Annotated in this window: 21 protein-coding genes; 7 read left to right on the top strand and 14 right to left on the bottom strand. The window is 75.3% G+C overall.

What is annotated here, in order from left to right; translation table 11 throughout:
- The first annotated feature begins 1 nt into the window (after nucleotide 1).
- Nucleotides 2–331 carry a cupin domain-containing protein gene (locus tag AAG589_RS11675; protein WP_430567425.1) on the top strand — a complete coding sequence of 110 codons (330 nt, stop codon included), beginning with the start codon at nucleotides 2–4 and terminating at the stop codon, nucleotides 329–331.
- 122 nt (nucleotides 332–453) lie between these two features.
- On the opposite strand, the gene AAG589_RS11670 is transcribed toward AAG589_RS11675, so the two are convergent.
- Nucleotides 454–1,092 (bottom strand): nitroreductase family protein, encoded by a 639-nt coding sequence (locus AAG589_RS11670; RefSeq protein WP_430567424.1) that lies wholly within the window; start codon nucleotides 1,090–1,092, stop codon nucleotides 454–456.
- A 132-nt stretch (nucleotides 1,093–1,224) separates the two neighbouring features.
- On the opposite strand from AAG589_RS11670, the gene phoA reads away from it, so the two are divergent.
- A complete protein-coding gene (gene phoA, locus AAG589_RS11665) occupies nucleotides 1,225–2,667 on the top strand; it encodes an alkaline phosphatase (protein ID WP_430567423.1) in 1,443 nt (480 codons plus the stop codon).
- Nucleotides 2,668–2,775: 108 nt separating this feature from the next.
- Here the strand turns inward: phoA and AAG589_RS11660 are convergent, their stop codons facing one another.
- Both AAG589_RS11660 and AAG589_RS11655 read right to left on the bottom strand, forming a co-directional pair.
- Nucleotides 2,776–4,983, bottom strand: coding sequence for a YhgE/Pip domain-containing protein (locus AAG589_RS11660; RefSeq protein WP_430567422.1), 2,208 nt, complete (start codon nucleotides 4,981–4,983; stop codon nucleotides 2,776–2,778).
- Nucleotides 4,980–5,936, bottom strand: coding sequence for a hypothetical protein (locus AAG589_RS11655; protein WP_430567421.1), 957 nt, complete (start codon nucleotides 5,934–5,936; stop codon nucleotides 4,980–4,982). Before AAG589_RS11655 ends, AAG589_RS11660 begins: the two co-directional genes overlap by 4 nt.
- Nucleotides 5,937–6,030: 94 nt before the next feature.
- On the opposite strand from AAG589_RS11655, the gene AAG589_RS11650 reads away from it, so the two are divergent.
- Nucleotides 6,031–6,681, top strand: coding sequence for a TetR family transcriptional regulator (locus tag AAG589_RS11650; protein WP_430567420.1), 651 nt, complete (start codon nucleotides 6,031–6,033; stop codon nucleotides 6,679–6,681).
- A 258-nt stretch (nucleotides 6,682–6,939) separates the two neighbouring features.
- Here AAG589_RS11650 and AAG589_RS11645 read toward each other — a convergent pair whose 3' ends face one another.
- The 4 genes from AAG589_RS11645 to AAG589_RS11630 form a co-directional block, all read right to left on the bottom strand.
- Complete coding sequence (locus tag AAG589_RS11645; protein ID WP_446719729.1) at nucleotides 6,940–9,975, bottom strand: FAD-binding and (Fe-S)-binding domain-containing protein; 3,036 nt, start codon at nucleotides 9,973–9,975, stop codon at nucleotides 6,940–6,942.
- A gap of 216 nt (nucleotides 9,976–10,191) precedes the next feature.
- Nucleotides 10,192–11,250, bottom strand: a complete 1,059-nt coding sequence (locus AAG589_RS11640) for a TetR/AcrR family transcriptional regulator (RefSeq protein ID WP_430567419.1) — start codon at nucleotides 11,248–11,250, stop codon at nucleotides 10,192–10,194.
- Nucleotides 11,251–11,338: 88 nt separating this feature from the next.
- Nucleotides 11,339–12,154: an ABC transporter permease gene (locus tag AAG589_RS11635; protein ID WP_430567418.1), complete on the bottom strand. Its 816-nt coding sequence runs from the start codon at nucleotides 12,152–12,154 to the stop codon at nucleotides 11,339–11,341.
- Nucleotides 12,151–13,143, bottom strand: coding sequence for an ATP-binding cassette domain-containing protein (locus tag AAG589_RS11630; RefSeq protein WP_430567417.1), 993 nt, complete (start codon nucleotides 13,141–13,143; stop codon nucleotides 12,151–12,153). The genes AAG589_RS11635 and AAG589_RS11630 overlap by 4 nt, the downstream gene beginning before the upstream one ends.
- A 139-nt stretch (nucleotides 13,144–13,282) precedes the next feature.
- Here AAG589_RS11630 and AAG589_RS11625 point away from each other — a divergent pair, with 139 nt between their 5' ends.
- Nucleotides 13,283–14,341, top strand: a complete 1,059-nt coding sequence (locus AAG589_RS11625; RefSeq protein WP_430567416.1) for an NAD-dependent epimerase/dehydratase family protein — start codon at nucleotides 13,283–13,285, stop codon at nucleotides 14,339–14,341.
- On the opposite strand, the gene AAG589_RS11620 is transcribed toward AAG589_RS11625, so the two are convergent.
- Nucleotides 14,321–14,872: a MarR family winged helix-turn-helix transcriptional regulator gene (locus tag AAG589_RS11620; RefSeq protein WP_430567415.1), complete on the bottom strand. Its 552-nt coding sequence runs from the start codon at nucleotides 14,870–14,872 to the stop codon at nucleotides 14,321–14,323. The two genes, AAG589_RS11625 and AAG589_RS11620, sit on opposite strands and share 21 nt — an antisense overlap.
- Nucleotides 14,873–14,993: 121 nt before the next feature.
- Here AAG589_RS11620 and AAG589_RS11615 point away from each other — a divergent pair, with 121 nt between their 5' ends.
- Nucleotides 14,994–15,644 (top strand): FMN-dependent NADH-azoreductase, encoded by a 651-nt coding sequence (locus tag AAG589_RS11615; protein WP_430567414.1) that lies wholly within the window; start codon nucleotides 14,994–14,996, stop codon nucleotides 15,642–15,644.
- Between the two features lie 99 nt (nucleotides 15,645–15,743).
- Here AAG589_RS11615 and AAG589_RS11610 read toward each other — a convergent pair whose 3' ends face one another.
- Complete coding sequence (locus tag AAG589_RS11610) at nucleotides 15,744–16,187, bottom strand: OsmC family peroxiredoxin (RefSeq protein WP_430567413.1); 444 nt, start codon at nucleotides 16,185–16,187, stop codon at nucleotides 15,744–15,746.
- Between the two features lie 167 nt (nucleotides 16,188–16,354).
- On the opposite strand from AAG589_RS11610, the gene AAG589_RS11605 reads away from it, so the two are divergent.
- Both AAG589_RS11605 and AAG589_RS11600 read left to right on the top strand, forming a co-directional pair.
- Complete coding sequence (locus AAG589_RS11605; protein ID WP_430567412.1) at nucleotides 16,355–18,262, top strand: DUF4012 domain-containing protein; 1,908 nt, start codon at nucleotides 16,355–16,357, stop codon at nucleotides 18,260–18,262.
- 111 nt (nucleotides 18,263–18,373) lie between these two features.
- On the top strand, nucleotides 18,374–19,123 hold the full coding sequence (locus AAG589_RS11600) for an LPXTG cell wall anchor domain-containing protein (protein WP_430567411.1): 750 nt from the start codon (nucleotides 18,374–18,376) through the stop codon (nucleotides 19,121–19,123).
- 65 nt (nucleotides 19,124–19,188) lie between these two features.
- Here AAG589_RS11600 and AAG589_RS11595 read toward each other — a convergent pair whose 3' ends face one another.
- The 5 genes from AAG589_RS11595 to AAG589_RS11575 form a co-directional block, all read right to left on the bottom strand.
- Entirely contained in the window at nucleotides 19,189–20,790 is a 1,602-nt protein-coding gene (locus AAG589_RS11595; RefSeq protein ID WP_430567410.1) for a helix-turn-helix transcriptional regulator, read from the bottom strand.
- Nucleotides 20,791–20,880: 90 nt separating this feature from the next.
- The gene (gene dtd, locus AAG589_RS11590) at nucleotides 20,881–21,306 is read right to left on the bottom strand and encodes a D-aminoacyl-tRNA deacylase (RefSeq protein ID WP_430567409.1); all 426 of its coding nucleotides are present in this window, start codon (nucleotides 21,304–21,306) and stop codon (nucleotides 20,881–20,883) included.
- Nucleotides 21,303–22,322 carry an asparaginase gene (locus tag AAG589_RS11585; RefSeq protein WP_430567408.1) on the bottom strand — a complete coding sequence of 340 codons (1,020 nt, stop codon included), beginning with the start codon at nucleotides 22,320–22,322 and terminating at the stop codon, nucleotides 21,303–21,305. Before AAG589_RS11585 ends, dtd begins: the two co-directional genes overlap by 4 nt.
- 1 nt (nucleotide 22,323) lies before the next feature.
- Entirely contained in the window at nucleotides 22,324–22,668 is a 345-nt protein-coding gene (locus tag AAG589_RS11580; RefSeq protein ID WP_430567407.1) for a DUF2516 family protein, read from the bottom strand.
- A gap of 10 nt (nucleotides 22,669–22,678) precedes the next feature.
- Entirely contained in the window at nucleotides 22,679–23,104 is a 426-nt protein-coding gene (locus AAG589_RS11575; protein ID WP_430567406.1) for a type II toxin-antitoxin system VapC family toxin, read from the bottom strand.
- Nucleotides 23,105–23,126 lie beyond the last annotated feature (22 nt).

The following is a 23,126-nucleotide window of genomic DNA, read 5'->3' as shown; positions in this document are numbered from 1 at the left end:
CATGAGCATCGAGCTGATCGAACAGTCCACGCTGCCGGGCGCTGACTTCGAGGGTTACCTGCACGGATCGACCGTGTCGGTGATGTTCGAGCGGTTCGACCGCGACGGCGTCGGTCCCCGCCTGCACCGCCACCCGTACACGGAGACGTTCATCCTCCGCTCGGGGCGCGCGCTGTTCCGGGTGGGCGACGACGAGGTGGTCGCCGTCGGCGGCCAGATCCTCGTCGCCCCCGCCGAGACGCCGCACAAGTTCACCGTGATCGGTCCCGAGGTGTACGAGGCCATGCACGTGCACGCCCACGACCGGTTCGTCACCGAGTGGCTGGAGTGATCCCTGGACCTGGCCGGCACGCCGGTGGCTGACCTGAGCCCGCTGGGCGGTCTGTCCGGCCTGCGCGTGCTTCCCGCCGAGCTCCAGGAGCAGCTCGAGGCACCGCGCCGGGAAGGTCGCCCCTAGGGCCGGTCACCACCGCCGGCCGTGTCCCGCGTCCAGCTCCCGCGGTGCACGACCTCCTCCAGCGGCTTGCGGCGGCGCCGCGTGGGCGACCCCTTCGCCCCGCCGTCCGCGGGGTGCCCGACGGCGACGACGCCGGTCTGGACCCACTCGTCGGGCACGCCGAACGCGTCCCGGAAGGCCGGCATCTCGCCCGCGCAGATGCCGAAGAAGCACGCCCCGAGGCCCTCGTCGACCGCGGTCTGCAGCATGAGCAGCGACGCCATCCCGGCGTCGACGTGCCAGTACGGCACCGGCCAGCGCGCCTCGTCGCGGTCGGTCCAGCCCTTGTCCGGCTCGGCGTACCGCCCCAGGTAGGCGTCGCGCGAGCACAGCGCCACGACCAGCACGGGGGCGGTGCGCATGCCCGCCAGCCAGGCGGACATGTCCCGCTCGGACGACGCCGGGGTGGCCGCCGTCCAGAACCGCTCGCGGTCCTCCGGCTCGGTCAGCACGAGGAACGACCACCCCTGCGAGAACCCCGCGCTCGGCGCCCGGACGGCGTTGCGCACCAGCCTTTCCACCGTCTCGGGGGCCACGGGCTCGTCCGTGAACCGCCGCACCATCCGCCGTCTGCGCACCACGTCCTGGAACTCCACGCGCCCATCCTGCCCCGAACCGGGCGACATCCACTGTTTCCCCGGACAACAGACGGTCGACACCCTCACGACACCCGCGCGCGCTTGCCTTCACCCGGCGGCTCCCGCCGCCCCGAACCGAAGGAGGCCCCCGTGCGCACCACCGCACGCCGCACCACTCTCGCCGCCGCGCTCGTCGGCACGCTCGTCCTGGGCGGCGCCACCAGCTACGCCCTCACCACGGACCTCACCGGCCACGGCGACGCCCGGCGGGTCGACGGCGACCAGACGTCGCAGGTGCGCAAGCAGCTGAAGTCCGGCAAGGCGCAGAACGTCATCCTGCTGATCGGCGACGGCATGGGCGACTCGGAGATCACCGTCGCCCGCAACTACCAGTACGGCGCCGCCGGCGAGCTGCCGGGCATCGACGCCCTGCCGCTCACCGGCCAGTACACGACCTACTCGCTCGACAAGGAGAGCGGCAAGCCCGACTACGTCACCGACTCGGCGGCCTCCGGCTCCGGCTGGGCCACCGGCACCAAGACGTACAACGGCGCCATCTCGGTCGACGTCGACGGCGCCCCGCAGGAGTCGCTGCTCGAGCTGGCCAAGGCGAAGGGCCTGCGCACCGGCAACGTCACGACGGCGGAGATCCAGGACGCGACCCCGGCCGTGCAGATGTCGCACGTCGCCGACCGCGGCTGCGCGTCGCCGAAGCTCATGGCGGACTGCCCCGACGAGGCGGTAGAGAACGGCGGCCCCGGCTCCATCACCGAGCAGGAGATCGCCACCCGGCCCGACGTCGTCCTCGGCGGCGGCGCGAAGCACTTCGCGGACACCGTGACCGCGGGCGAGAACACGGGCAAGACCCTGTTCGACGTCGCGGAGGGCGAGGGCTTCCAGCTGGTCGACGACGCCGCCTCGCTCGACGCCGTGCAGGCGGCCGACCAGGACGCACCGCTGCTCGGCCTGTTCTCCGACAGCACCATGCCCACCGTGTGGACCGGCCCGGCGGCCACCCACGCCGGCGGCGCCGAGGCCCCCGTGACCTGCGAGGACAACCCCGACCACGCCGACAGCGTGCCCACGCTCGAGACCATGACCACCAAGGCCATCGACCTGCTCGACCAGCGCTCCGGTCACGGCAAGGGCAAGGGCCACGGGCACGGGCACGGGAAGGACCAGGGCTTCTTCCTGCAGGTCGAGGGCGCCAGCATCGACAAGCAGGACCACGCCGCGAACCCGTGCGCGCAGATCGGCGAGACGGTCGACTTCGACGCCGCCGTGAAGACCGCGCTCGACTTCGCGAAGAAGGACGGCAACACCCTCGTGCTCGTCTCCGCGGACCACGCGCACTCGAGCCAGATCGTCTCGGCCGGCTCGACCACCCCCGGCCTCACGCGCACCCTCACCACCACCGAGGGCCAGCCGATGACCGTCGCCTACGGCACCGCCGAGGAGGGCGGCTCGCAGGAGCACACCGGCACCCAGGTCCGCGTGGCGGGCTACGGCCCCGGCGCCGCCAACGTCGTCGGGCTCACCGACCAGACGGACCTGTTCTTCACCATCAGCCGCGCGCTGCGCCTCGCTGGTTGAGCCTGTCGAAACCAGTCCTGCCGAGGTAGTTCGCATCTCGCGGGCTCTCGCTGGTTGAGCCTGTCGAAACCCGGTCCAGGGATTTCGACAGGCTCAATCACCGGAGCTTCACAGCACGAGCTCGGGTTGGAGCTTCGTGACCGTCCACACGCGCTGCTTGCGGGCGGCGAGCGTCGTGAGCCCCAGCGCGACGACGAGCACGCCCAGCAGCACGGTGACGTCGCGCGTGACGGTCGCGAGGTTGCCGCCGTACAGCAGCTGCCGCAGGCCCTCCACGGCGTAGGTCATCGGCATGAACTGGTGCATCGCCTTGAGCGGCTGCGGGATGGTCTGCCACGGGAACGTGCCGCCCGCGGTGACGAGCTGCACCAGCATGAGCACCAGCCCCAGGAACTGGCCCGCCGCGCCCAGCCACACGTTGAGCGCCTGCAGCACCGCGACGAACGTGCCCGACACGAGCACCAGGAACAGCGCCGTGAACAGCCCGTAGGACGGCTGGATGTCCAGCGCGAACTTCGTCACCGCGAACATCGCCGCCACCTGCACGACGCCGATCGCCGCCGGCGTGGCCCAGCCGCCCAGCGCCGTCGCGAGCCCCGACCGGCCCGCCGCGAGCGCCCGCGTCGAGAGCGGCCGCACCAGCAGGAACAGCACGTACGCGCCGATCCACGTGGCCAGCGACAGGAAGAACGGCGCGAGGCCGGCGCCGTACGTGCCCGCCGACGACAGGGCGTCGTTGCGCACCTCGAGCGGGTTGCCGATGGTGGACGCGGTGTCCTTGCGCGTCTGGTCGTCGAGGTCCGGGACCTGGCCGAGGCCCTCGGCGAGGCCGTCGCGCAGCTCCTTCGTGCCGCTCTTGAGCTCCCCGGAGCCGTCCGCGAGCTTCGTCGTGCCGGCGGCGAGGTCCGCGGCGCCGTCCGAGACCTGCGCCGTGCCGTCGGCGAGCCGGTGCACGCCGTCGACCAGCGCCGGCGTGGCGTCAGCGAGCTGCCCGGTGCCGTCGGCGAGCCGGTCCGCGCCGTCGGCCGCCGACGCGATGCCAGCGGTGAGCTGCGGCGTCGCGCCCGCCAGGGTGGCGGCGCCGTCGGCCACCTGCTGCGAGCCGTCGGCGAGCGTGTCGAGCTGCTGCGACGCGCCCTCCACCTTCGTCACGGCGGACTGCACGTCCTTGCGCTGGGCATCGAGCGCGCCGTCCACGTCCTGCTGCACCGCGCCGAGCTGCTCGTCGACGCCCGCGCGCACCTCGGCGGTGATCTTCCCCGCGATCTGCTCGCACTGCTCCTGCTGGTCGTCAGGCACGTCGCCGCACACCGCGGCGACCTGCGCGTCGATGCGGTCCCGGAGGTCGCCCTGCGCCCCGGCGAACGCGTCCTTCGCGTCGGAGCGCGCGGTGTCGAGGGTCGGCAGCACCTGCCCGGCCGCGTCGGCGGCCTCGCGGCCGTACTGCGCCACCTGCGCGTTGCCGTCGGCCACCTGCGCCGCGCCGTCGGCGAGCTTCTTCGTCTGCGCGGGCAGGTCCGCGGTCTTGTCCTGCAGCGTCCCGAGGCCCGACGCGAGCTGCCCCGCGCCGTCGTCGAGCTGCCCGACGGCGTCGGCCAGCGTGCCGACCTTGCCGTCCAGGGTGGCCGCGCCGTCCGCGGCCTGCTTCGCCCCGTCGGCCAGCGTGTGCGCGCCGTCGTCCGCGTCGGCGAGGCCGTCGTCGAGCTGCGTGGCGCCGTCGAGCAGCTGCTCCGCGCCGTCCACCGCGTCCGCGAGGTTGGTGTGGATGGACGCGAACCCGCGCAGGAACGTGTCGGCCGCCTCCGTACCGACCTCCTCCGCGATGGAGTCGCGCACCTTCCCCACGATCGTGTCGGAGATCGTGCCTGCCAGGTAGTTGTTCGCGTCGTTCGTGATGAGCGTCAGGCTGGCCTGCTCCGGCTCGAACTCCCCCGCCGACGCCAGGTCGGCGGAGAACGTCGGGCCGATGATGAGCGCGGCGTCGTAGCGGCCGGAGCGCACCCCCGCCTCAGCGTCCGCCTGGGACGTCTCGACCCAGCCGAACCCGCCGTCGTCGAGCAGCTGGTCGGCGACGTCGCGGCCGAAGTCGCGCTCCGTCTTCTCGCCCGTCTCGGCGTCGGTGGTCGTGGTGCCCTCGTCCTGCACGACGACGGCGGCCGGCACCTGCTCGAGGTTGCCGTACGGGTCGTGGTTGGCGAACAGGTACAGCCCCGCGTACAGCGTGGGGATCAGCGCCATCGCGAGGATGGCCAGCTTCGGGAGGCGCCCGGCGGCGAGCCGCTTGAGCTCCGAGAGGGCGAGCCGCACCGCGGTCATCGGGCCTCCTCCTGCGTGTCGTCGGCCGGCGCTGCGACCAGGGTGTCGTGGATCGGGGTGTCTTCGGACTGGTCGACGTCGGGCCGCTCGGCGGGCTGCTCGTCGGGCGGGGTGTCGTCGAGCGGCTCCTCCACCTCCTCCTCGGCGCGGGCCTCCGGCTCCGGGGACGGCTCCAGCTCGTCGGACGGCTCGTCGGCTTCCTGGGTCTCGACATCGCTGGTTGAGCTTGTCGAAACCCCCGTCGCCGAATCGGGGTCCTGGGTCTCGACGGGCTCGACCACCGGAGCAGGCTCGCCCGGCGTCTCGCGCCGCACGACCTGCGGCGGCTCGTGCAGCGTCGCGCCGCGCGCGGGGGGCAGGTCGACGCCCAGGTCACGGGCGGACGACCGCGTGCACTGCACCAGCACGCCGAGCCCCGACGCGGCGAGCGTGCGCGCCGTCTCCCACCAGCCGGAGGCGTCGCCGCCGTGCCGGTCGGGCAGCGTGAGCACGACGAACCGCACGTCCGGGTTCTCGGTGGCCAGCGCCGCGAGCACGGCGGTCCGCACGACGCCGGGCAGCTGGTCCACCCGGAGCCCGCGGTCCTCGGTGAGGCCGCGCGCCTCGAGCCAGCGGGTCACGTCGCCCGGCAGCGACCGGCGGCCGGCGAGGGCGAGGCCCTCAGCGACGACGTCGGCCAGCGTCAGGGCGTCGTCGGGCTCGCTGATGCCCGGCACGTCGACGACGGCGGTGCGGGCGCGCAGCGCGGACGGGCGCACGGTGGCGCCGTCGAGCCGCACCGTGCCGGACGACGGGACGAACCGCCCCGTCGCGACGAGCGCGAGGGCGGTGTGGCCGTGCCCCGGCTCGCCGGCGACGAGCAGGCACTCCCCCGTCGACCAGGCGAGGTCGGTGGCCTCCAGCATCGGGTCCCGACGCCCCTCGACCCGCACCCCGCTCAGCGTGATCTGCACCCTGCTCCCCGTCCCCCGACGCACTGTTGACTTGCGATCAACAACTCTACGGCCGGTGTTGACTGCTGGTCAATAACGCCGTACAACTGTGGCCATGACCTCCGCCACCCCGCGCCCCCGCACGCGCCACGAGCCGTCGGACCGGCGTCGCCAGCTGCTGGCCGCGGCAGTCGCGGAGGCCGAGGCCGCTGGGCTCGACACCCTGACCCCGGCGACGGCGGCCGCCCGCGCCGGAGCGTCCAAGGCGCTCGTCTTCCACTACTTCGGGTCCACGACGGCGCTGCGTCGCACGGTCGCGCTCGAAGCGGTGTCCGACCTGGAGCAGACGCTGCTGGCACCCGACGATCGTCCCCTCGCCGACCGCCCGGCGCACGCGATGTCGCTGTTCCTCGGCTCGGTCACGGCGCACCGGCGCGTCTGGGAGGACATCTGGCGCGGCGCGCTGGCGGGCGACGACGTCACCGAGGACGCGCTCCAGCGTGTGCGGACGGCGCTCGTCGCGCGCATGACGACGACGGCCGGCACCATCGGCTTCACGCCCAGCAGTCGGCTGCAGCTCCTGGCCCGCGGATGGGTCGCGCTCGTCGAGAACGTCACCGCTGCCTGGCTCGGCGGCAGCGCCATCTCGCGCGAAGAGCTCGAGCACCTGCTGCTGGAGTCCCTCGTCGTCCTCGTCCCGGAGCTCCCCGAGCCCGCCCGCTCCGGCGTCCTCGCCCTCGTCCGCCGCCCCGGCCCCGCGAGGTAGTTCTCATCTCCGCGAGGTAGTCCGAACCCTCGCGAGGTAGTTCTCATCCCCGCGAGGTAGTCCGAACCCTGGCGAGGTAGTTCAACTCGGGCCGAGGTAGTTCAGTTCTCCGCGAGGTAGTTCAGTTCATGCCGAGGTAGTGATCCTCTCGCAGGGTCTCGAACTACCTCGCCGAAACTGGAACTACCTCGCGGGAATGTGAACTACCTCGGCAGCTCTCGGACTACCTCGCGGGATTGCGAACTACCTCGCGCAGGATCACAGCCGCTCGGCGATGACCTCCACGAGCGCCTTGCCCTGGGTGCCCTCGAGCTGCACGGCCTGGGTGCGGCAGGAGAAGCCGTCGGCGACGTACTCGGTGCCGGGCGCGGCCTCGCGCAGGGCGGGCAGCAGCGCGTTCTCGGCCACGGCGACGGAGACGTCGTAGTGACCCTTCTGCATGCCGAAGTTGCCGGCCAGGCCGCAGCAGCCCGCGAGGACCTTGATGTCGGCACCCGCGGCGCGCAGCAGCGCCTCGTCGGCGTCGAAGCCCATCACGGAGTGCTGGTGGCAGTGCGGCTGCACGACGGCGGTGAGGTCGGACAGGTCGGGCATCTCCCAGCCGGACCCGACGGCCGGCGCCGTGTCCGGCGACGTGAGCAGCTCCGCCAGGGTGCGCGTGGCGTCCGCGACGGCCTGGGCGCGCGGGTCGTCGGGGAACAGGTCCAGCAGGTCGGAGCGCAGCACCGCGGTGCACGACGGCTCCAGCCCCAGGATCGGGATGCCGTTCACGGCGTACGGGCCGAGCACGGACAGCAGCGACGACAGCCGCCGGCGGGCGCCGTCGAGCTGGCCGGTCGAGATCCAGGTGAGGCCGCAGCACGCCTGCTGGTCGGGCACGACGACGTCGTACCCCGCCTCGGTGAGCACCTTCACGGCGGCCTGCGGCACGGACGGCGCGAGCGCGTCGCTGAACGAGTCCGCCCAGAGCACGACCTTCGGCCGCTCCTCGGCGGGGCGGTCGTGCGGCGTCTTGCCGGCGCCCAGGCCCGGCACGCCGTGCGACGCCCAGCCCCGCTTCCACCAGGTGCGGAACGGGATCTCCGCGAAAGGCGGCACCTGGCGGCGGGTGTCCATGCCGCCCGCCCACAGCACCGCCTTGGCGATCCATGGCACGCCCAGCACCTTGTTGACGAACCGCGGCATGCCGCCCGCGAGCCGCGCCCAGCGAGGCAGCCAGCCCAGCGCGTAGTGGTCCACGGGGCGCAGCTTCCCCTTGTACGTCCGGTGCAGCACCTCGGACTTGTACTGGGCCATGTCGACGCCCGCCGGGCAGTCCGACGAACAGGCCTTGCAGCTCAGGCACAGGTCCAGCGACTCGCGCACCTCCGGCGCGGTGAGCCCGCCCACCAGGGTGCCGTTGACCGCCTCCTGCAGCACGCGCGCCCGCCCGCGGGTGACGTCCTTCTCGTCCTTCGTCGCCTGGTAGCTGGGGCACATGAACCCGCCCGAGGCGTGGTTGTCGGCCCGGCACTTGCCCACGCCGACGCAGCGGTGCACGGCGGTGGTGAGGTCGTGGTGGTCGTGCGCGAACGAGAAGCCGGTGTGCCCGGCCTTCTTCGCGATGCCATGCAGCGGGCCCGAGCCGCCCATGCCCCGCTCCCCCACCGGGACCGTGGAGAGCACGGGCCTGGCGGCGGGACGGCGCAGGTCCGCGTCGACCGCCGCGGGCCGCACCACGACGCCCGGGTTGAGCAGGTCGTCGGGGTCGAACAGCGCCTTGAACCGCTCCATGAGCCGGATCGCCTCCGGCGTGTACATGAGCGGCAGCAGCTCGGACCGGGCACGACCGTCGCCGTGCTCCCCCGACAGCGAGCCGCCGTGGTACGCCACCAGCCGCGCGGCGTCGGTCATGAACGTGCGCAGCACCGAGCCCGACGTCTCCATCGGGATGTCGATGCGCAGGTGCACGCACCCGTCGCCGAAGTGCCCGTACGGCAGCCCGTCGACGCCGTAGCGCTCCATGAGGGCCTCGAGGTCGCGCAGGTAGGCGCCCAGGCGCTCGGGCGGGACGGCGGAGTCCTCCCAGCCCGGCCACGCCTGCTCGCCCGCGGGCGTGCGGCCCGCGAGCCCCGCACCGTCGGCCCGGATCTGCCACATCTTGGTGGCGTCCGGCCCGGCGGGCAGCACCAGCGACGACAGGGCGGACGACGACGTCACGATGGCCTCGGCCCGCGCGCTCGCCTCGTCCTGGCTGGCGCCACCGACCTCGATCATCAGCCAGCCGGCGCCCTCGGGCAGGGCGGGCACGGACGCCTCGCCCTTGGCCTTGCGCACGACGTCGACCAGGCGCGCGTCGAGCCCCTCGATCGCGAGCGGCTTGTGGCCCAGGAGGTGCGGCACGTCGTCGGCCGCCGACGGCATGTCCGGGTAGCCGAGCACGACGAGCGTCGGCGCCGTGGGCACCGGCACCATCCGCAGCGTGGCGCCGAGCACCGTGACCAGCGTGCCCTCGGTGCCCACCAGCGCCTTGGCGAGGTCGGAGCCGTTCTCCGGCAGCAGGTGCTCCAGCGAGTACCCCGACACCTGCCGGCCGAACCGGCCGAACTGCGTGCGGATCAGCGCGAGGTTCTCGCGCACCAGCTCCGCCAGGCCCGGCACGGCCGCGAACGTCGCGTCGCCCCGGCCCGCGGTGAAGCGCCGGCCGCGCCCGTCGACGACGTCGAGCTCCACCACGTTGTCGGCGGTGCGGCCGTAGGCCACGGCGTGCGGGCCGCACGCGTTGTTGCCGATCATCCCGCCGAGCGTCGCGCGGTTCTGGGTGGACGGGTCCGGGCCGAAGCGCAGGCCGTGCGCCGCGCCCGCGCGCTGCAGCGTCGACATCACCGTGCCGGGCTCGACGACCGCCGTCCCCGCCTCCGGGTCGATCGACACCACCTGGTTCAGGTGCCGGGAGAAGTCGAGCACCGCGCCCGTGCCCACCGCGTTGCCGGCCACCGACGTGCCCGCGCCCCGCGCGGTCACCGGGATGGACAGCTCGCGCAGCACCTCGAGGCCGCGCTCCACGTCGCGCGAGCTGCGCGGGAAGGCGACGACGTCGGGCACCACGCGGTAGTTCGACGCGTCGGTGGAGTACTCCGCGCGGCGCCGGGAGGAGGAGTCGACGTCGCCCGCGATGACCGTCCGCAGGGCGGAGACGACGGCCGCGCGGGCCTCGTCCGCCGCCCGCCTGGCCGCGCTCTCCGCCTCGTCACGGGTGGGCGCGACGTCCGCGCCGCCGTCCGGGGTCGGGGCTGTCGGGGTCTGGGCTGGCACGCGCCGATTCTGCCATTCGTCCCCGCGGGCCGCCGACGCGTCCACGCCGACCGCCGCTGGTTGAGCCTGTCGTCACCCCGCCCCGCTGGTTGAGCCTGTCGAAACCCGGCCCCCGCTGGTTGAGCCTGTCGAAACCCGGCCCCCCGCTGGTTGAGCCTGTCGAACCCGGCAACTGGATTTCGACAAGCTCAATCACCAGGCTCGATCACCGGGGGGTCAGCCGCGCTCGGCCCGCTCGCGCGCCGCGCGGACCGCCTCGGCCTCGGCCTTGCGCGCCTCGCGCAGCGCCTTCTCCCGCTCGCGCACCTTCTTCTGCTCCTCGCGCAGCCGGCGCTCGACGTCCTTGCGCTTGCCGGCGGCCTTCTTGACCTTGGGGTCGGAGGCGTACGCGGCCGCGGTCGCGAGGGCGGCGGCCACCTCCGGATCGTCGCCGGTCGAGGGAGCCGGCGTGCGGCCGTCGGGGTGGGCGCCCGCGGCCTCGCGCGACGCGACGTAGGCGCCCACGCCGTCGAGCATGCGCTCCAGGCCCCACGCGACGTCGTCGAGCTCGTCGAGCCCGCCGCCGCTGGGGGGCACGTACGTGCCGCGCTCGACCAGCGGCCGCAGGTACGGGAAGCGCACCTCGTCGACCAGCTGGCGCAGCACGTCCCGGTACACCGAGCCCAGGGCGTCGTCGTCGCCGCCCGCCTCGGCGACGGCGCGTTCCAGGTCGCGCCCGAGGATCGCGGCGTTCCGGACGTACCCCGTCGTGAGCAGGATGGTCGCGATCATCTCGTCGTCGTCCAGCGGGGTGGAGCGCAGGGCGCGCAGCCCGGCGTCGAGGACGCGCAGGTTGGCGGGCGTCACGGGGGCGCCGGTCACGGGGATGTCGAGCACCCAGGTGTGGGCCCGGTAGATGGCGAGCGTGAACAGCACCCACTCGCGCAGCTCGGCCCGCCAGTCCGGCGGCTCGTGGGCGGGCGGGTACTCGACGTCGATGGCGACCTCCTGCATGAGCAGCAGCAGGTCGTCCTTGCTGGTGACGTACCGGTACAGCGACATCGTGGTGAAGCCGAGGCTCTTGGCCACGCGCGCCATCGACACGCCGGCGAGGCCCTCGGCGTCCGCGATCTCGACGGCGGCCTCGACGATGCGCTCGATGCTCAGCTCGCGGCGGGGCACGCGCTCCGGCCGCTCGGCCACGCCCCAGGCCAGCGCGAGGCGCGGCGGCAGCTCCGGCACGTCGGGCCCGGGCGGGTCGGTCTCCGGCAGGTCCGTCTCCGGCGTGTCCGTCATGGGTTCATCATCCCCGACCTCGTCGGTGGTCGAGCCTGTCGAGACCCGGACGCGGGTCTCGACAGGCTCGACCAGCGGCGGCGTGTGCTCAGCGGGCGGTCCGACGGCGGTACAGGACGCCGCCGACGACGACGCTCGCCGCGAGGAAGCCCACCAGCCACACGCACGCCGTGAGGATCGTGCCGCCGTCGGGAGCGCCCGCCAGCAGCCCGCGGACCGACTCGATGATCGGCGTGAACGGCTGGTGCTCCGCGAAGCCGTGCAGCCACTCGGGCATCGTCTCCACCGGCACGAAACCGGAGCTCAGGTAGGGCACGAACAGGAAGATCATGCTCACCGACATCGACGCCTCGACGCTGAGCACGAGCCCGAGCACCACGCTGATCCAGGTGAACGTCACCACCGCGAGCACCGCGAAGGCCACGAACCCCAGCCAGTCTCCGAGGCCGGCGTCCGGGCGGAACCCGTAGGCGAGCGCGACGAGGACCACCACGACCACGGAGGCGAGGTTGCGCACGACGCTCGCGATGACGTGCCCCCACAGGGCCGACGACGAGAAGATGGGCAGCGTCTTGAACCGGTCGATCGTGCCCGTGGTCATGTCCTGGGCGACGCCGGTGGCGGCCGTGGCCGAGTTCATGCCCAGGCACATGATGAGCACGCCGGGCACGACGTAGTCGATGTACTCGCCGCCGGTGCCGCCGGAGATCGCCCCGCCGAAGACGACGACGAACGCCGACATGATGAGCACGGGCAGCGCGAACGCGGTGATGAGGCCGTCGACCGAGCGCAGCGAGCGGCGCGCCTCGCGCCGGGACATCGCGGCGACGTCGCGCAGCGGCGCGCGCGTGGCGCGGACGGGGGCGGGCGCCGTGCGCGGCGCCGGGGCCAGGGTCGTGGTCATCGCAGGGCCTCCTCGGGGGCGGGCTGGTCGGTGGTGTCGGTCGCGCGCTCAGCCGGGGTGCTCCCGGTGAGCGCGAGGAAGACGTCGTCGAGCGTCGGCTTGACCACGCTGACGCCGGCGACGGCCAGGCCACGGGACTCGGACTGGTCCAGGACGTCGCGGATGGCCCGGACGGGCTCGGCGCTCGGGAACGTCAGGGCCAGCGCCTTGAGGTCCTCCTCCGCGGCGTCGAGGCCGGCGACGCCGAGCCCGCGAGCGCCGGCGAGGCTGGCCACGTCGTCGAACGTCACGCGGACGTGGTCGCCGGCGACGAGGGCCTTGAGCTCCTCGGCGGTGCCGCGCGCGGCGATCGCGCCCTCGGCGAGGACGGCGATCGTGTCCGCGAGGCGGTCGGCCTCCTCGAGGTACTGGGTGGTGAGCAGGATGGTGGTCCCGTCGGCCGCCAGCCCGCGCACGACCTCCCAGAGCTGGGAGCGCGACGCCGGGTCGAGGCCGGTGGTGGGCTCGTCGAGCACCAGCACGGTCGGATCGGCGACGAGGCTGATCGCGAGGTCGAGGCGGCGGCGCATGCCGCCGGAGTAGGTGCTCACCTTCCGGCCCGCGGCGTGCGTGAGGTCGAAGCGCTCCAGGAGCTCGCGGGCCCGGCGGCGCACGGCCCGCTTCGGCAGGTGCGCGAGGTCGGCCATCATGACGAGGTTCTCCTCGCCCGTCTGGAACTCGTCGACGCTCGCGTACTGGCCGGTCAGCGCGATGCTGCGCCGCACGGCGGCGGGATCCTTGACGACGTCGGCGCCGGCGATGGTCGCCGTGCCGCCGTCCGGGCGGATCAGGGTGGTGAGGATGTTGACGGTGGTGGTCTTGCCCGCGCCGTTCGGCCCGAGCAGCGCGAAGATCTCGCCGCGTCGGACGGTGAGGTCGACGCCGCGCAGCACGGCGGTGCGCCCGTAGGACTTGCGCAGTCCCCGTACCGCGATCATCGGGTCGTTCATGGCCGTTCCCCTCTGGTCGGTGTGTGTATGACGTACACGAGCGTACGGCATACACACCGTGTTGGCTATACACATCGTGTCTCCCGTACACGGCGGCGCTGCACGCGCGCCGCGGCGCGGGCCCGGCTACGGTCGGAGCGTGCGCGTCGTCGTCGTGGGAGCCAGCGGGAACGTCGGGACGGCCGTGCTGGGAGCACTGGCCCGCGAACCGGCCGTGACCTCGGTCGTCGGCGTCGCCCGCCGGGTGCCGCGCGCCGACGGCAGCAGCACCGTGTCGTTCCCCCACTCCGCCGCCGAGTGGGTCCGCGTCGATCTCACCGACACTGCGGACGCCGTCGTCCGCGGCCTGGACCGGGCCTTCCTCGGGGCCGACGCCGTCATCCATCTCGCCTGGGCGCCGCCTTCGGCGCGCGACTCCGGGCGGGCCCGCCGCCTCAACCTCGACGGCTCGCGCGCCGTCGCCGACGCCGTGGTGCGCGGCGGTGTGCCGCACCTGGTGTTCGGCTCGACCTCCGGCGTCTACTCCCCCGGCCCCGCGGGCGGCCTCGTGCATGAGGACTGGCCGCGGCGCGGCGTGCGCACGTCGTCGTACTCCGTGCAGAAGGCCGTCGTCGAGCGGATGCTCGACGACGTCGCCGCGCGGCACCCGCGGCTGGTCGTGACGCGGGTGCGCCCCGCGCTCATGCTGCACCGCGAGGCGGGCGCCGAGCTCGGTCGCTACTTCCTCGGGCCGCTCGGCACCCGCGCCCTCCGGGTCGCCGCCAAGCGCGCCCCCGAGGGCGCGCTGCTGCCCGCCGTGCCCGCGCTCGACGGGCTCCGCCTGCAGGTCATGCACACCGACGACGCCGCCGACGCGTACCGCGCCGTCGTCGTCGGCCGCCACCCCGGACCGTTCAACCTGGCCCCCGAGGGCTGGCTGACCTCGGCCGACCTGGCCTCGACCCTCTCCGGCGGGCACAGCGTCGCCGTCTCTTCCGACCTGGCCCGGACCGGGCTGTCGGTCGCGTCCCGGCTGCGCCTCGCCCCGATCGACGTGGGCTGGTTCGACATGGCGCGGGCCGACGTCGTCCTGGACGCGACGCGCGCCCGCGAGCTGCTGCACTGGGCGCCCGCGCACGACCCGCGCGACGTGTTGCGCGAGACCGTCGAGGGCGTCATCGCCGGCACCGGCGCCGGCTCACCGCCCCTGCTCGGCTGACCCCTCCGCGCCCGCCGCGGGCGGCGGCCCGCAGCTGCGGACGCGCTCGCCGCACGCCAGCGCCGGGTCGATCGCCCGCACGACGGCGTCGGCGGCCACGCCGAGCGCCTCGAGCTGGCCGTCGTCCAGCGCGTCCACCACCAGCCGGCGCACCTCGGCGACGTGCCCCGGGGCGGCCGCGACGAGCTTGTCCCAGCCCGCGTCGGTGAGCCGGGCCTCCATGCGCCGCCTGCCGTGCGAGCACGCGCTGCGCTCCACCAACCCGGAGCGCTCGAGCCGCCCGACGGCGTGCGACAGGCGCGACAGCGAGCCGCGAGACAGCGCGGCCAGGTCGGACATGCCGAGCGTACGGTCGGGGGCGTCGCCGAGGGCGACCAGCACGTGGTACTCGAACAGGTTGAGCCCGGCGTCGGTGCGCAGCTGCGCGTCGAGCGTGGCGGGCAGGGTCATGAGGAGCGCGACCACCGACGACCAGCTCCGCTGCTGGTCCTCGCTGAGCCAGGCCGGGGCGTCGGTCGGTGCGGACGGCATGCCTCATCGTAGGCCGACTTGAACGATCAAGGCGGGCGCGGCTACGGTCACGTTGAACGTTCAAGACGTCGGCCGTCCCGCCTCGGCAGGGCGACGGACCCGTACGGAGGATTCCCACCGCATGACGCTTCTTCGCCTCGACGCCAGCATCCAGGGCGACCGCTCGGCCAGCTCCGCCCTCGCGGACACCGTGGTCGCCGAGCTCACCACCGCCCGCCCCGACACCACGGTCGTCACGCGGCACCTGGGCCAGGACCCGCTGCCGGCCGACGCCTGGGCGCTGGCGACCTCGGCCGGGTTCGTCGCCGAGGCGGAGCGCTCCGCCGAGCAGCGCGCCGCCCTCGACCTGGCCGCCGCCCTGGCCGACGAGATCCGCGCCGCCGACGCGCTCGTGCTCGCCCTCCCCCTGTACAACTACGGGGTCTCGCAGCACGCGAAGGCGTGGATCGACCTCGTGACCGTCGGCTTCGGCACCGGCGTGCCCGCGCTCGAGGGCAAGCCCACCGTGCTCGTCACCACGCGGGGCGGCGCCTTCGGCGAGGGCACCCCGCGCGAGGGCTGGGACCACAACACCGACTACCTGCGCCGCATCCTCGCCGACCTGTGGCTGGCGGACCTCACCGTCGTCGAGCGCGAGTTCACCCTCGTGGGCGTCAACCCCGCCCTGGACCAGTTCGCCGACCTCGCCGCCGTCATGGCCAAGCAGGCCGAGGAGGACGCCGTCGCGGCCGGTCGGGCCCTCGCCGAGGTAGTCCAGACCCCCGCGAGGTAGTCCGCACAGCCGCGAGGTAGTCCAAGGCCCCGCGAGGTAGTCCGCGTGCGGACTACCTCGCGGGGCCTTGAACTACCTCGCGGTCGTGCTATCTCACCGTCAGCCGGTGAAGGTGACGTCCAGCGTGATCTCGCCGACGCCGGTGAGCGCCTTCGAGACCGGGCAGCCGGCCTTCGCGGCCTCGGCGGCCGCCTTGTAGGCCGCCTCGTCGATGCCGGCCGCGGAGCCGACGACGGTCAGCGCGATCTTCGAGATCTCGAACCCGCCGCCGGCGGCCGGGCTCAGGGTGACGTCGGCGGACACGTCCGTCTTGCCGGGCGTCCCGCCCGCGTTCGCGACCTCCAGCGAGAACGCCATCGCGTAGCAGGACGAGTGCGCCGCCGCGATGAGCTCCTCCGGGCTGGTGACGCCCTCGGCGTCGTCGGCGGCGCGGCGCGGGAACGAGACGTCGAACGCCCCGGCGCCCGAGCTGGCCAGCTCGACCCGGCCGGAGCCCTGCTGGATGTCGCCGTTCCAGGCGGTGCGTGCGGTACGGGTGGACATAGGAGATCTCCTTCGTGCTCCGGGACAGGTCACGACGACCGTAACCCGCACCCGCCCCGGGCGACAGTGACCTCTCAGGTGGTGGCGGTCACGTGCCGTCGGTCGCGCGCCGACATCACCCGCAGATTCATCCCTCCGCCTGCCCCGCGCGGACCTACGGTGCGGACATGACCGTCGACACGGGCGCGGCGCCCGCCGGCACGGACCCCGCGGCGCCGGCGCCCCGACGACGGCGCGCCGCACGCTGGGTGCTGCTCGGCACGCTCGCGGCGGTGCTGGTGGCGGGGGTCTGCGGGGCGCTGCTGGTGCGCGACGCGCTCACCGCCCGCACCGCCCTCACCCGCGCCGCCGAGCAGGTGCCCGTGGTCTCGGAGGAGCTGCGCGCGGGCGCCCGGTCCGAGGCCGACGGCGCCACCCCGGCCACCCTCGCCTCCTCCCCCGCGCTCGCGGAGCTGCGCGCGCAGACCACGGCCGCGCGCGAGGCGACCGACGGCCCCCTGTGGTGGCTCGCCGCCCGCACGCCCGTGATCGGGCCGTCGGCGGGGGCGGCGGCCGACGTCGCCGTCGTGCTCGACGACGTGACCGACGACGTGCTGCCCGCCCTGGCCGGCCTCGCCGACGCCGTGGCCGCCACGGGCCGCACGCCGGACGGCGGGATCGACCTCGCCCCGCTGCGGGCGGCGGCGCCCGGGATGGCGACGGCGCGCGCGTCGGTGGACGCGTCGCTCGCCCGGCTCGACGCCGTCGACCCGGACGACCTGCCGACCCGGCTCGCCGACCCCGTGGCGACGCTGCGCGACCGCGTCGACGAGCTCGCCGGCGCCGTCGCGACGGGCGACCGCGCGGCAGCGCTCGCCCCGGCCATGCTCGGCGCGGACGGGCCGCGCACGTACCTCGTGCTGAGCATGAGCTCCGCCGAGCTGCGGCAGGGCGGCGGCATCCCGGGTGCGCTCATCCTGCTCCGCGTCGACGCCGGCCGCGTCGAGGTGGTGCGCCAGGTCGCGGCGTCGGCCGTCGGGCCGTTCCGCTCGCCCGTGCTCCCCCTGTCCGCCGACGACGAGGCCGCCTCCACCGCACGGCTCGGCAGGTTCGTGCAGGACGTCACCGCCACCCCCGACTTCCCGACGACCGGCGCCCTGGCCGCCGAGATGTGGGCTCGCGCCCAGGGCGAGCAGGTCGACGGCGTCCTGGCCACCGACCCCGTCGCGCTCGCCCGGCTGCTCGCGGAGACCGGCCCCGTGCGCGTGCCCGTGTCACGACCGGTGGCCGCCGCGCTCGGCCGGGACGCCGTGGAGCTGACGGCCGAGAACGCCGTCGACGTGCTGCTGCGGCGTGTCTACGACGTCCTGGACCCCGAGACCGCCGACCTGTTCTACGCCGACGCCGCCGCCGCGGTGCTCGCCCGGGCCACGTCGGACGACGTCTCCCCAGCCGCGCTGCTCGCCGGCCTGCAGCACGCGGCCGGGGAGCACCGGGTACGGGTCTGGTCGGCCGACCCGGCCGAGGAGGCGCGGCTGGAGGGCACGCTGGTCGCCGGGTCGTACGCCGCCGCGCCGCGCGCCGCCGACGCCGTCGGCGTGTTCCTCACCGACCACGTGGCCGGCAAGATGTCCGCCTACCTGGACTCGTCGCTGCGCGTCGTCGCCTCGGAGTGCACCGCCGCCGGCCGGGTGGACACGCTCGAGCTCACGCTGGCGTCGTCGGCCCCCGGCGACGCGGCCACGTCGCTGCCCTGGTACGTCGCCGGGCTCCCGGGGGGAGCCCACCCGCCGGGCACGCTGAGCCTCGGCGTCACGGTGGCGGGGCCGCGCGGCGGTGAGACGCCGCGCGTCGCGCGGGACGGGTCGCCCGTGGGCGGCGCGGCCCGCACCACGCACGGCCGGGCGACGCAGTCGGTCACCGTGGCCCTCGCCCCCGGCGAGAGCACGACGCTCCGCCTCGCGGTGCCGGCGGCGCCGGCGGCGCCGGCGGCGGGCCGGGAGGGCGGCACGCCGCCCGGCCGGCTGGAGGTCTGGTCCACGCCGACGACGACCGCGGGCGGGCTGCTCGACGTCGAGGCCCCGACCTGCGGGTGAAGACCCGCTCCGGCCTGCGGATTCACCCGGGTGAGACGGGGTCCCGCGGGCCCCGGCGCCGCTAGCGTGAGCGCCGAGTCAGCCCCGCGAGCACCGCCCCGAGGAGTCCAGATGGCCCACGCACGCACCGCCGCCCGCGCCGCCGTCGGCCTCCTGGTCACCGGCGCCGCCGCGCTCGCGGCTGCTGCGCCCGCCGTCGCCGACACCGAGCCGAGCCCGAGCAGCAGCCCGAGGAGCACCGAGTACCCGCCGCCCGAGGAGCCGACGCTCACCGCCAAGATCTTCCAGCCCGAGTGCGACGGCGACGTGCCCTACCTGCGCTACGCCGTCACCGCCACGGGGACGCCGAACGACACGGTGACCATCACGTGGCTCAACCCGTCGGGCGCCGACGTCGTGCAGGCGGGCCTGCCGCTGAGCGGCCGGGTGCTGTGGCCTGGCGCGGTGGTGGACGCGTCGGGCGCCCCGCTCGACTGGCCCGGCTGGCGCCTCGAGGACGGCGCCTGGGTGGAGGGCGACGAGTTCGACTGGGTGCGCCCGACCGTGGACGTGAAGCTCCAGGTGAACCCCGAGCTCACCCTCACGGCCGCCTACCCGCCGTCGTCCCCGGGCTGCGCGACCGACCCGCCCGGCACGGTCCCGCCCGACGAGTCCGGCGAGCCCGGTGACCCGACCCCCGGCACGACCGTCCCCGCAGCCGTGCCCATGGACGGCGCGCCGCCCGCGGCCGCGGCGTCGCCGTCGGGCTTCCTGCCGCAGACGGGCGCCGGCGTCGCCGGGCTGGTCGCCGCGGCCGCCGCGCTGGTCGGGGCCGGCGGCGTCGCGGTCGTCGTCGCGCGACGGCGGCGCACCGAGCACTGATCGAGCCGCCTACCGGTGGTCGAGCCTGTCGAGGCCCGGGCCTCGACAGGCTCGACCACCGGTAGTCAGGACGCCGGCCGCAGCGCGACGACGGTCAGCTCGGCGCGCGAGCTGACGCCCACCTTGCGGAACACGCGCCCCAGGTGGACCTCGACGGTGCGCACGGAGACGCAGAGCCGGTCGGCGACCTGCTTGTTCGCCAGCCCGTCGGCCACGAGGCGGGCGACGTCGAGCTCCCGCGCCGTGAGGACGTCCGCCCAGCGCGCCCACACGTCCGCGAGCCCGCCCGGCCCGCCGCGGCACGTCCGCACCGCGCTCACCACGAGCGACGGTGCGGCCGCGGGGCGCGGACGGCGCAGGTCGCTGCAGGCGGCGACGGCCGCGGCCGTCGGGGTCGGGCCGACCGCGCGCAGTCCCGCGGCGAGGGTGTCCGATCCCCCGGCACGGCGCGCCACCTCTCCCGCGAGCCCGCCGACGACGTGCGAGACCGGCAGGCGCCCCGCGGCGTCGTCGAGCACCCTGGCGGCCTGCTCGGCGTCGCCGCCGCGCAGCAGCACCAGCGCCTGCGCCACCCGCAGGTGGGCCTCCGCGAGCGGCGTGAGCCCCTCCGCCCCCGTCCAGGCCGCCGACTCCCGGTGCGGCACCGCCGTGACGACGGCCCGCGCCAGCACCTCGTCGGCGTCGCGGGGGTACCGGTCCAGGCGGGCCAGGGCCTCGACGACGGCGACCAGCACGGCGCGGTCGGCCGCGGTCGCGGCCGCGCGCGCGACCGGCACGACCAGGCGCGCGAGCCGGACGCCGGGCGGGTCCTCGTCGTCGCCGACGTCGCCGTCCCGGTCTCCCACGGCGCCGCCGGTCAGCGCGAGCACCGCGTCGCGGGCCCGCTCGGCGTCCTGCTGCACCGCCGGGACGCCGGTGCTCGCGACGAGCTCGAGCCACCCCGCGGCGTCGTGCAGGTACCCGGCGAGCAGCGCGGCGCGCCCCGCGACGAGGAACGCCCGGGCACGGACGTCGCCCGTGCCGTGGCTGGCCGCCTCGCGCGCGACGGCGTGCGCGGTGTCAGCGCACCCCTGCGCCAGGCGCTGCCGCGCGAGCCGCACCAGTCCGTCGGCCAGCTCCGGGTCGCCGGCGAGGGTGGCGAGCGCCGCGTGCCAGCGCGCCGCGCCGGGCTCGCCGGCCCGCTCCAGCTCCGCCGCCAGGGCGGCGTGCACGGCCGTGCGCTCGGCGAGGTCGGAGTCCTCGTGCACGACGGCGCGCAGCCGCGGGTCCGCGACGCGGAACCGGCCGTCCGCGAGCCGCAGGTGCTCCGCGAGCGGCGGCGCGAGCAGGCGCTCGACAGGCGCGCCGGTGGCGCCGAGCAGGACGTCGACGCGGTCCAGCACGAGCACCCCCGCCGCCAGGAGCACGCGCCGGTCCTCGGCGTCGAGCGCGCCGCCCGACCCGGCCAGCGCCGCGGCTCGCACCGCGGCGGTCACCGGGAGCGGGTCGGGCAGCGCGGCCAACCCGGCGAGCTGGTGCGGGCTGAGCAGGCCCAGGGTCTGGGCGAGGGCCTCGGGGTCGGCGCCGACGAGCTCCGCGACCCGTCGCACGACCTGGGGTGCGACCGGCCTCGCACGGACTCCCGGCGGGTTCTGCCACGGCGCAGCGGCGTCCGGGGTCGAGGTCATCGTCGGCCTCCCGTCTCCGCGCCGGGCCTCGGTGCTCGGCGGTCCGACCCGCCGCCCGTGACCAGCGCGAACACGCAGGTCAGCGATTTGTCAGGTCTCCACCAATATAGTCACCGGGCCGTCGTTGACCAGTGCGACGGCCATGTCCGCCCCGAACCGCCCCGTCGCGACCTCCAGCCCGCGGGCCCGCAGGTCGGCCACGACCGCGTCCACCAGCGGCTCCGCCACCGGGCCGGGCGCGGCCGCGTTCCACGTGGGTCGGCGGCCCTTGCGGGCGTCCCCGTAGAGCGTGAACTGGCTGACCACCAGCACCGGGGCACCCGCGTCGGTCGCCGAGCGCTCGTCGCGCAGGATGCGCAGCTCCGCGATCTTGCGGGCGACGGTCGCCACCTCGGCCGGGCCGTCGTCGTGCGTCACGCCGACGAGCGCGAGCAGGCCCGGACGGTCGATCGACCCCACCACCTCGCCGTCCACCGTGACGGACGCGCTCGACACGCGCTGCAGCACGGCCCTCATGCGACGTCCGCCGCGAACGCGGGCCGCACCGCGCCGACCGGGGCGCCGCCACCCAGCACGGGCGTGACGCCGACGGCGTCGAGCGCCGCGGGGTCCGCCCCGGCGACGCCCGCCGCCCCCGCCGCACGCAGGGCGGCCGCGAGGATGGCCGGCCGGGCCCGGTCGCCGCCGTCGAGGATCTTGAACGCCACGGCCGAGCCGTCGGGCAGGCCCGCCGCGCACACGCCGTCGGCCCCGATCTTGGCGATCGCGCCGGGCACCGCGGTCATGACGAGCGTGTCCTCGCGGCCGCGGCCCGCCACCATCTCCGGGTGCCGCGACATCGCGCGCGCGATCCGCCCGCCGTCGTCGGCCGCGGCACTTCCCGCCGCGGCGAGCCGGCCGAACGACCGTGCCAGGCCGAGCACGGACGTGGAGAACAGCGGCGCGCCGCAGCCGTCGGTGGTGACGTGCGGGTCCGCGTCGCCCGTGAGCTCGACGACGGCGTCGCGCACCGCGCGCTGCAGCGGGTGGTCGACGTCGAGGTAGGTCGCCGTGTCCCACCCGGCGGCGACGCAGGTGGCGAGCATCCCGGCGTGCTTGCCGGAGCAGTTCTGCGCGATCCGCTCAGGACCGCGACCGGCGGCCTGCCAGGCGAGCGCCTCCGTGCGGCCCAGGGGCAGGTCCGGGGTGTTGCGCAGCGCCGACTCGTCGAGGCCCGCGCCGGCGAGGATCTCGCGCACCCCGGCCAGGTGCTCGGGGGCGCCGCTGTGGCTGGCGGCCGCGAGCGCCAGGAGCCGGTCCGGCAGGTCGAGCCCGGAGCGCAGCATCGCCAGCGCCTGCAGCGGCTTGACCGACGAGCGTGGCCAGATCGTCGTCGTCGGGTCGCCGAGCGCGAGCCGCACCCCGCCGTCGGGGCCGAGCACCACGAGGTGCCCCAGGTGCACCGACTCGACGAGGTCGCCACGCACCACCTCGGCCAGGGGCACCGCGCCCCGCGCGACGGGGGCGGGCGCGCTCGTGTCCGGCGCCGTCATGTCACCACCCGCCCGTCGGGCCCTGCGGGCGACGTCCACCGCCCGTGCCGTACGGCTGGATCCGCGGGCGCACGTCCACCCAGTAGATGATCGCGGGAGCCACGGCGATGACGTTGAAGAACGACCCGGCCGTCATGAGCATCGGCGGCAGGCCGAACAGCCCGATGAGGGCGGCGACGCCGAGGATGATCAGCCAGATGTTCTTCTTCAGCTTCCCCTCGGAGACGTAGGCGTTGGCCGGGCGGCGGGCGGCGTCGAGGAACGCGACGAGCTGCACCACGAACACCACGACCGCGAGCACCACGAGCACGATGTACTGGAAGGACCCGAAGGCGGCGGAGATCACCCGCCCGAGCCTACGGGAGGACGCGGAGCCGGCGGGAGCGCGCGGCGCCCGCGACGTGCTCGTCCCACGCCGCGACCACGGTGTCCTCGTGCGCGACGGCGAGCGCGCTCGCCACGTGCAGGGCGTCGGCGCCGCGCAGCGGCACGGGGCAGGACGCCAGGAGCTCGGCCGCGCGCGCGGAGACCTCGGGCGTCACCTCGAGGGTGTGCAGGCCCGCGCTGAGGTCGTCCCAGAGCGCGGCGCCGCGGCGGCGTGCCAGCGGGTCGAGCACGCCGGCCCGCTCCCCGGCGGCGAGCGCGGCCCGCACCTCGGCGTCGGCGATGCGCGACGTGACGGCGACGTCGGCGCGGTTCCACAGCGCGCTCGCCAGCCCGGACCCGGGCTCGTGCACGCACAGCTTCACCAGCGCACTGGCGTCGAAGTAGACGAGGGCCATCCTGCTCCGTTCGTGTCGCCGG

The sequence above is a fragment of the Isoptericola sp. F-RaC21 genome, from assembly GCF_038593535.1.
GTDB lineage: Bacteria > Actinomycetota > Actinomycetes > Actinomycetales > Cellulomonadaceae > Isoptericola.
Note: the sequence above shows the minus strand (reverse complement) of the source record. Positions and strands in the feature narration are given on the sequence as shown.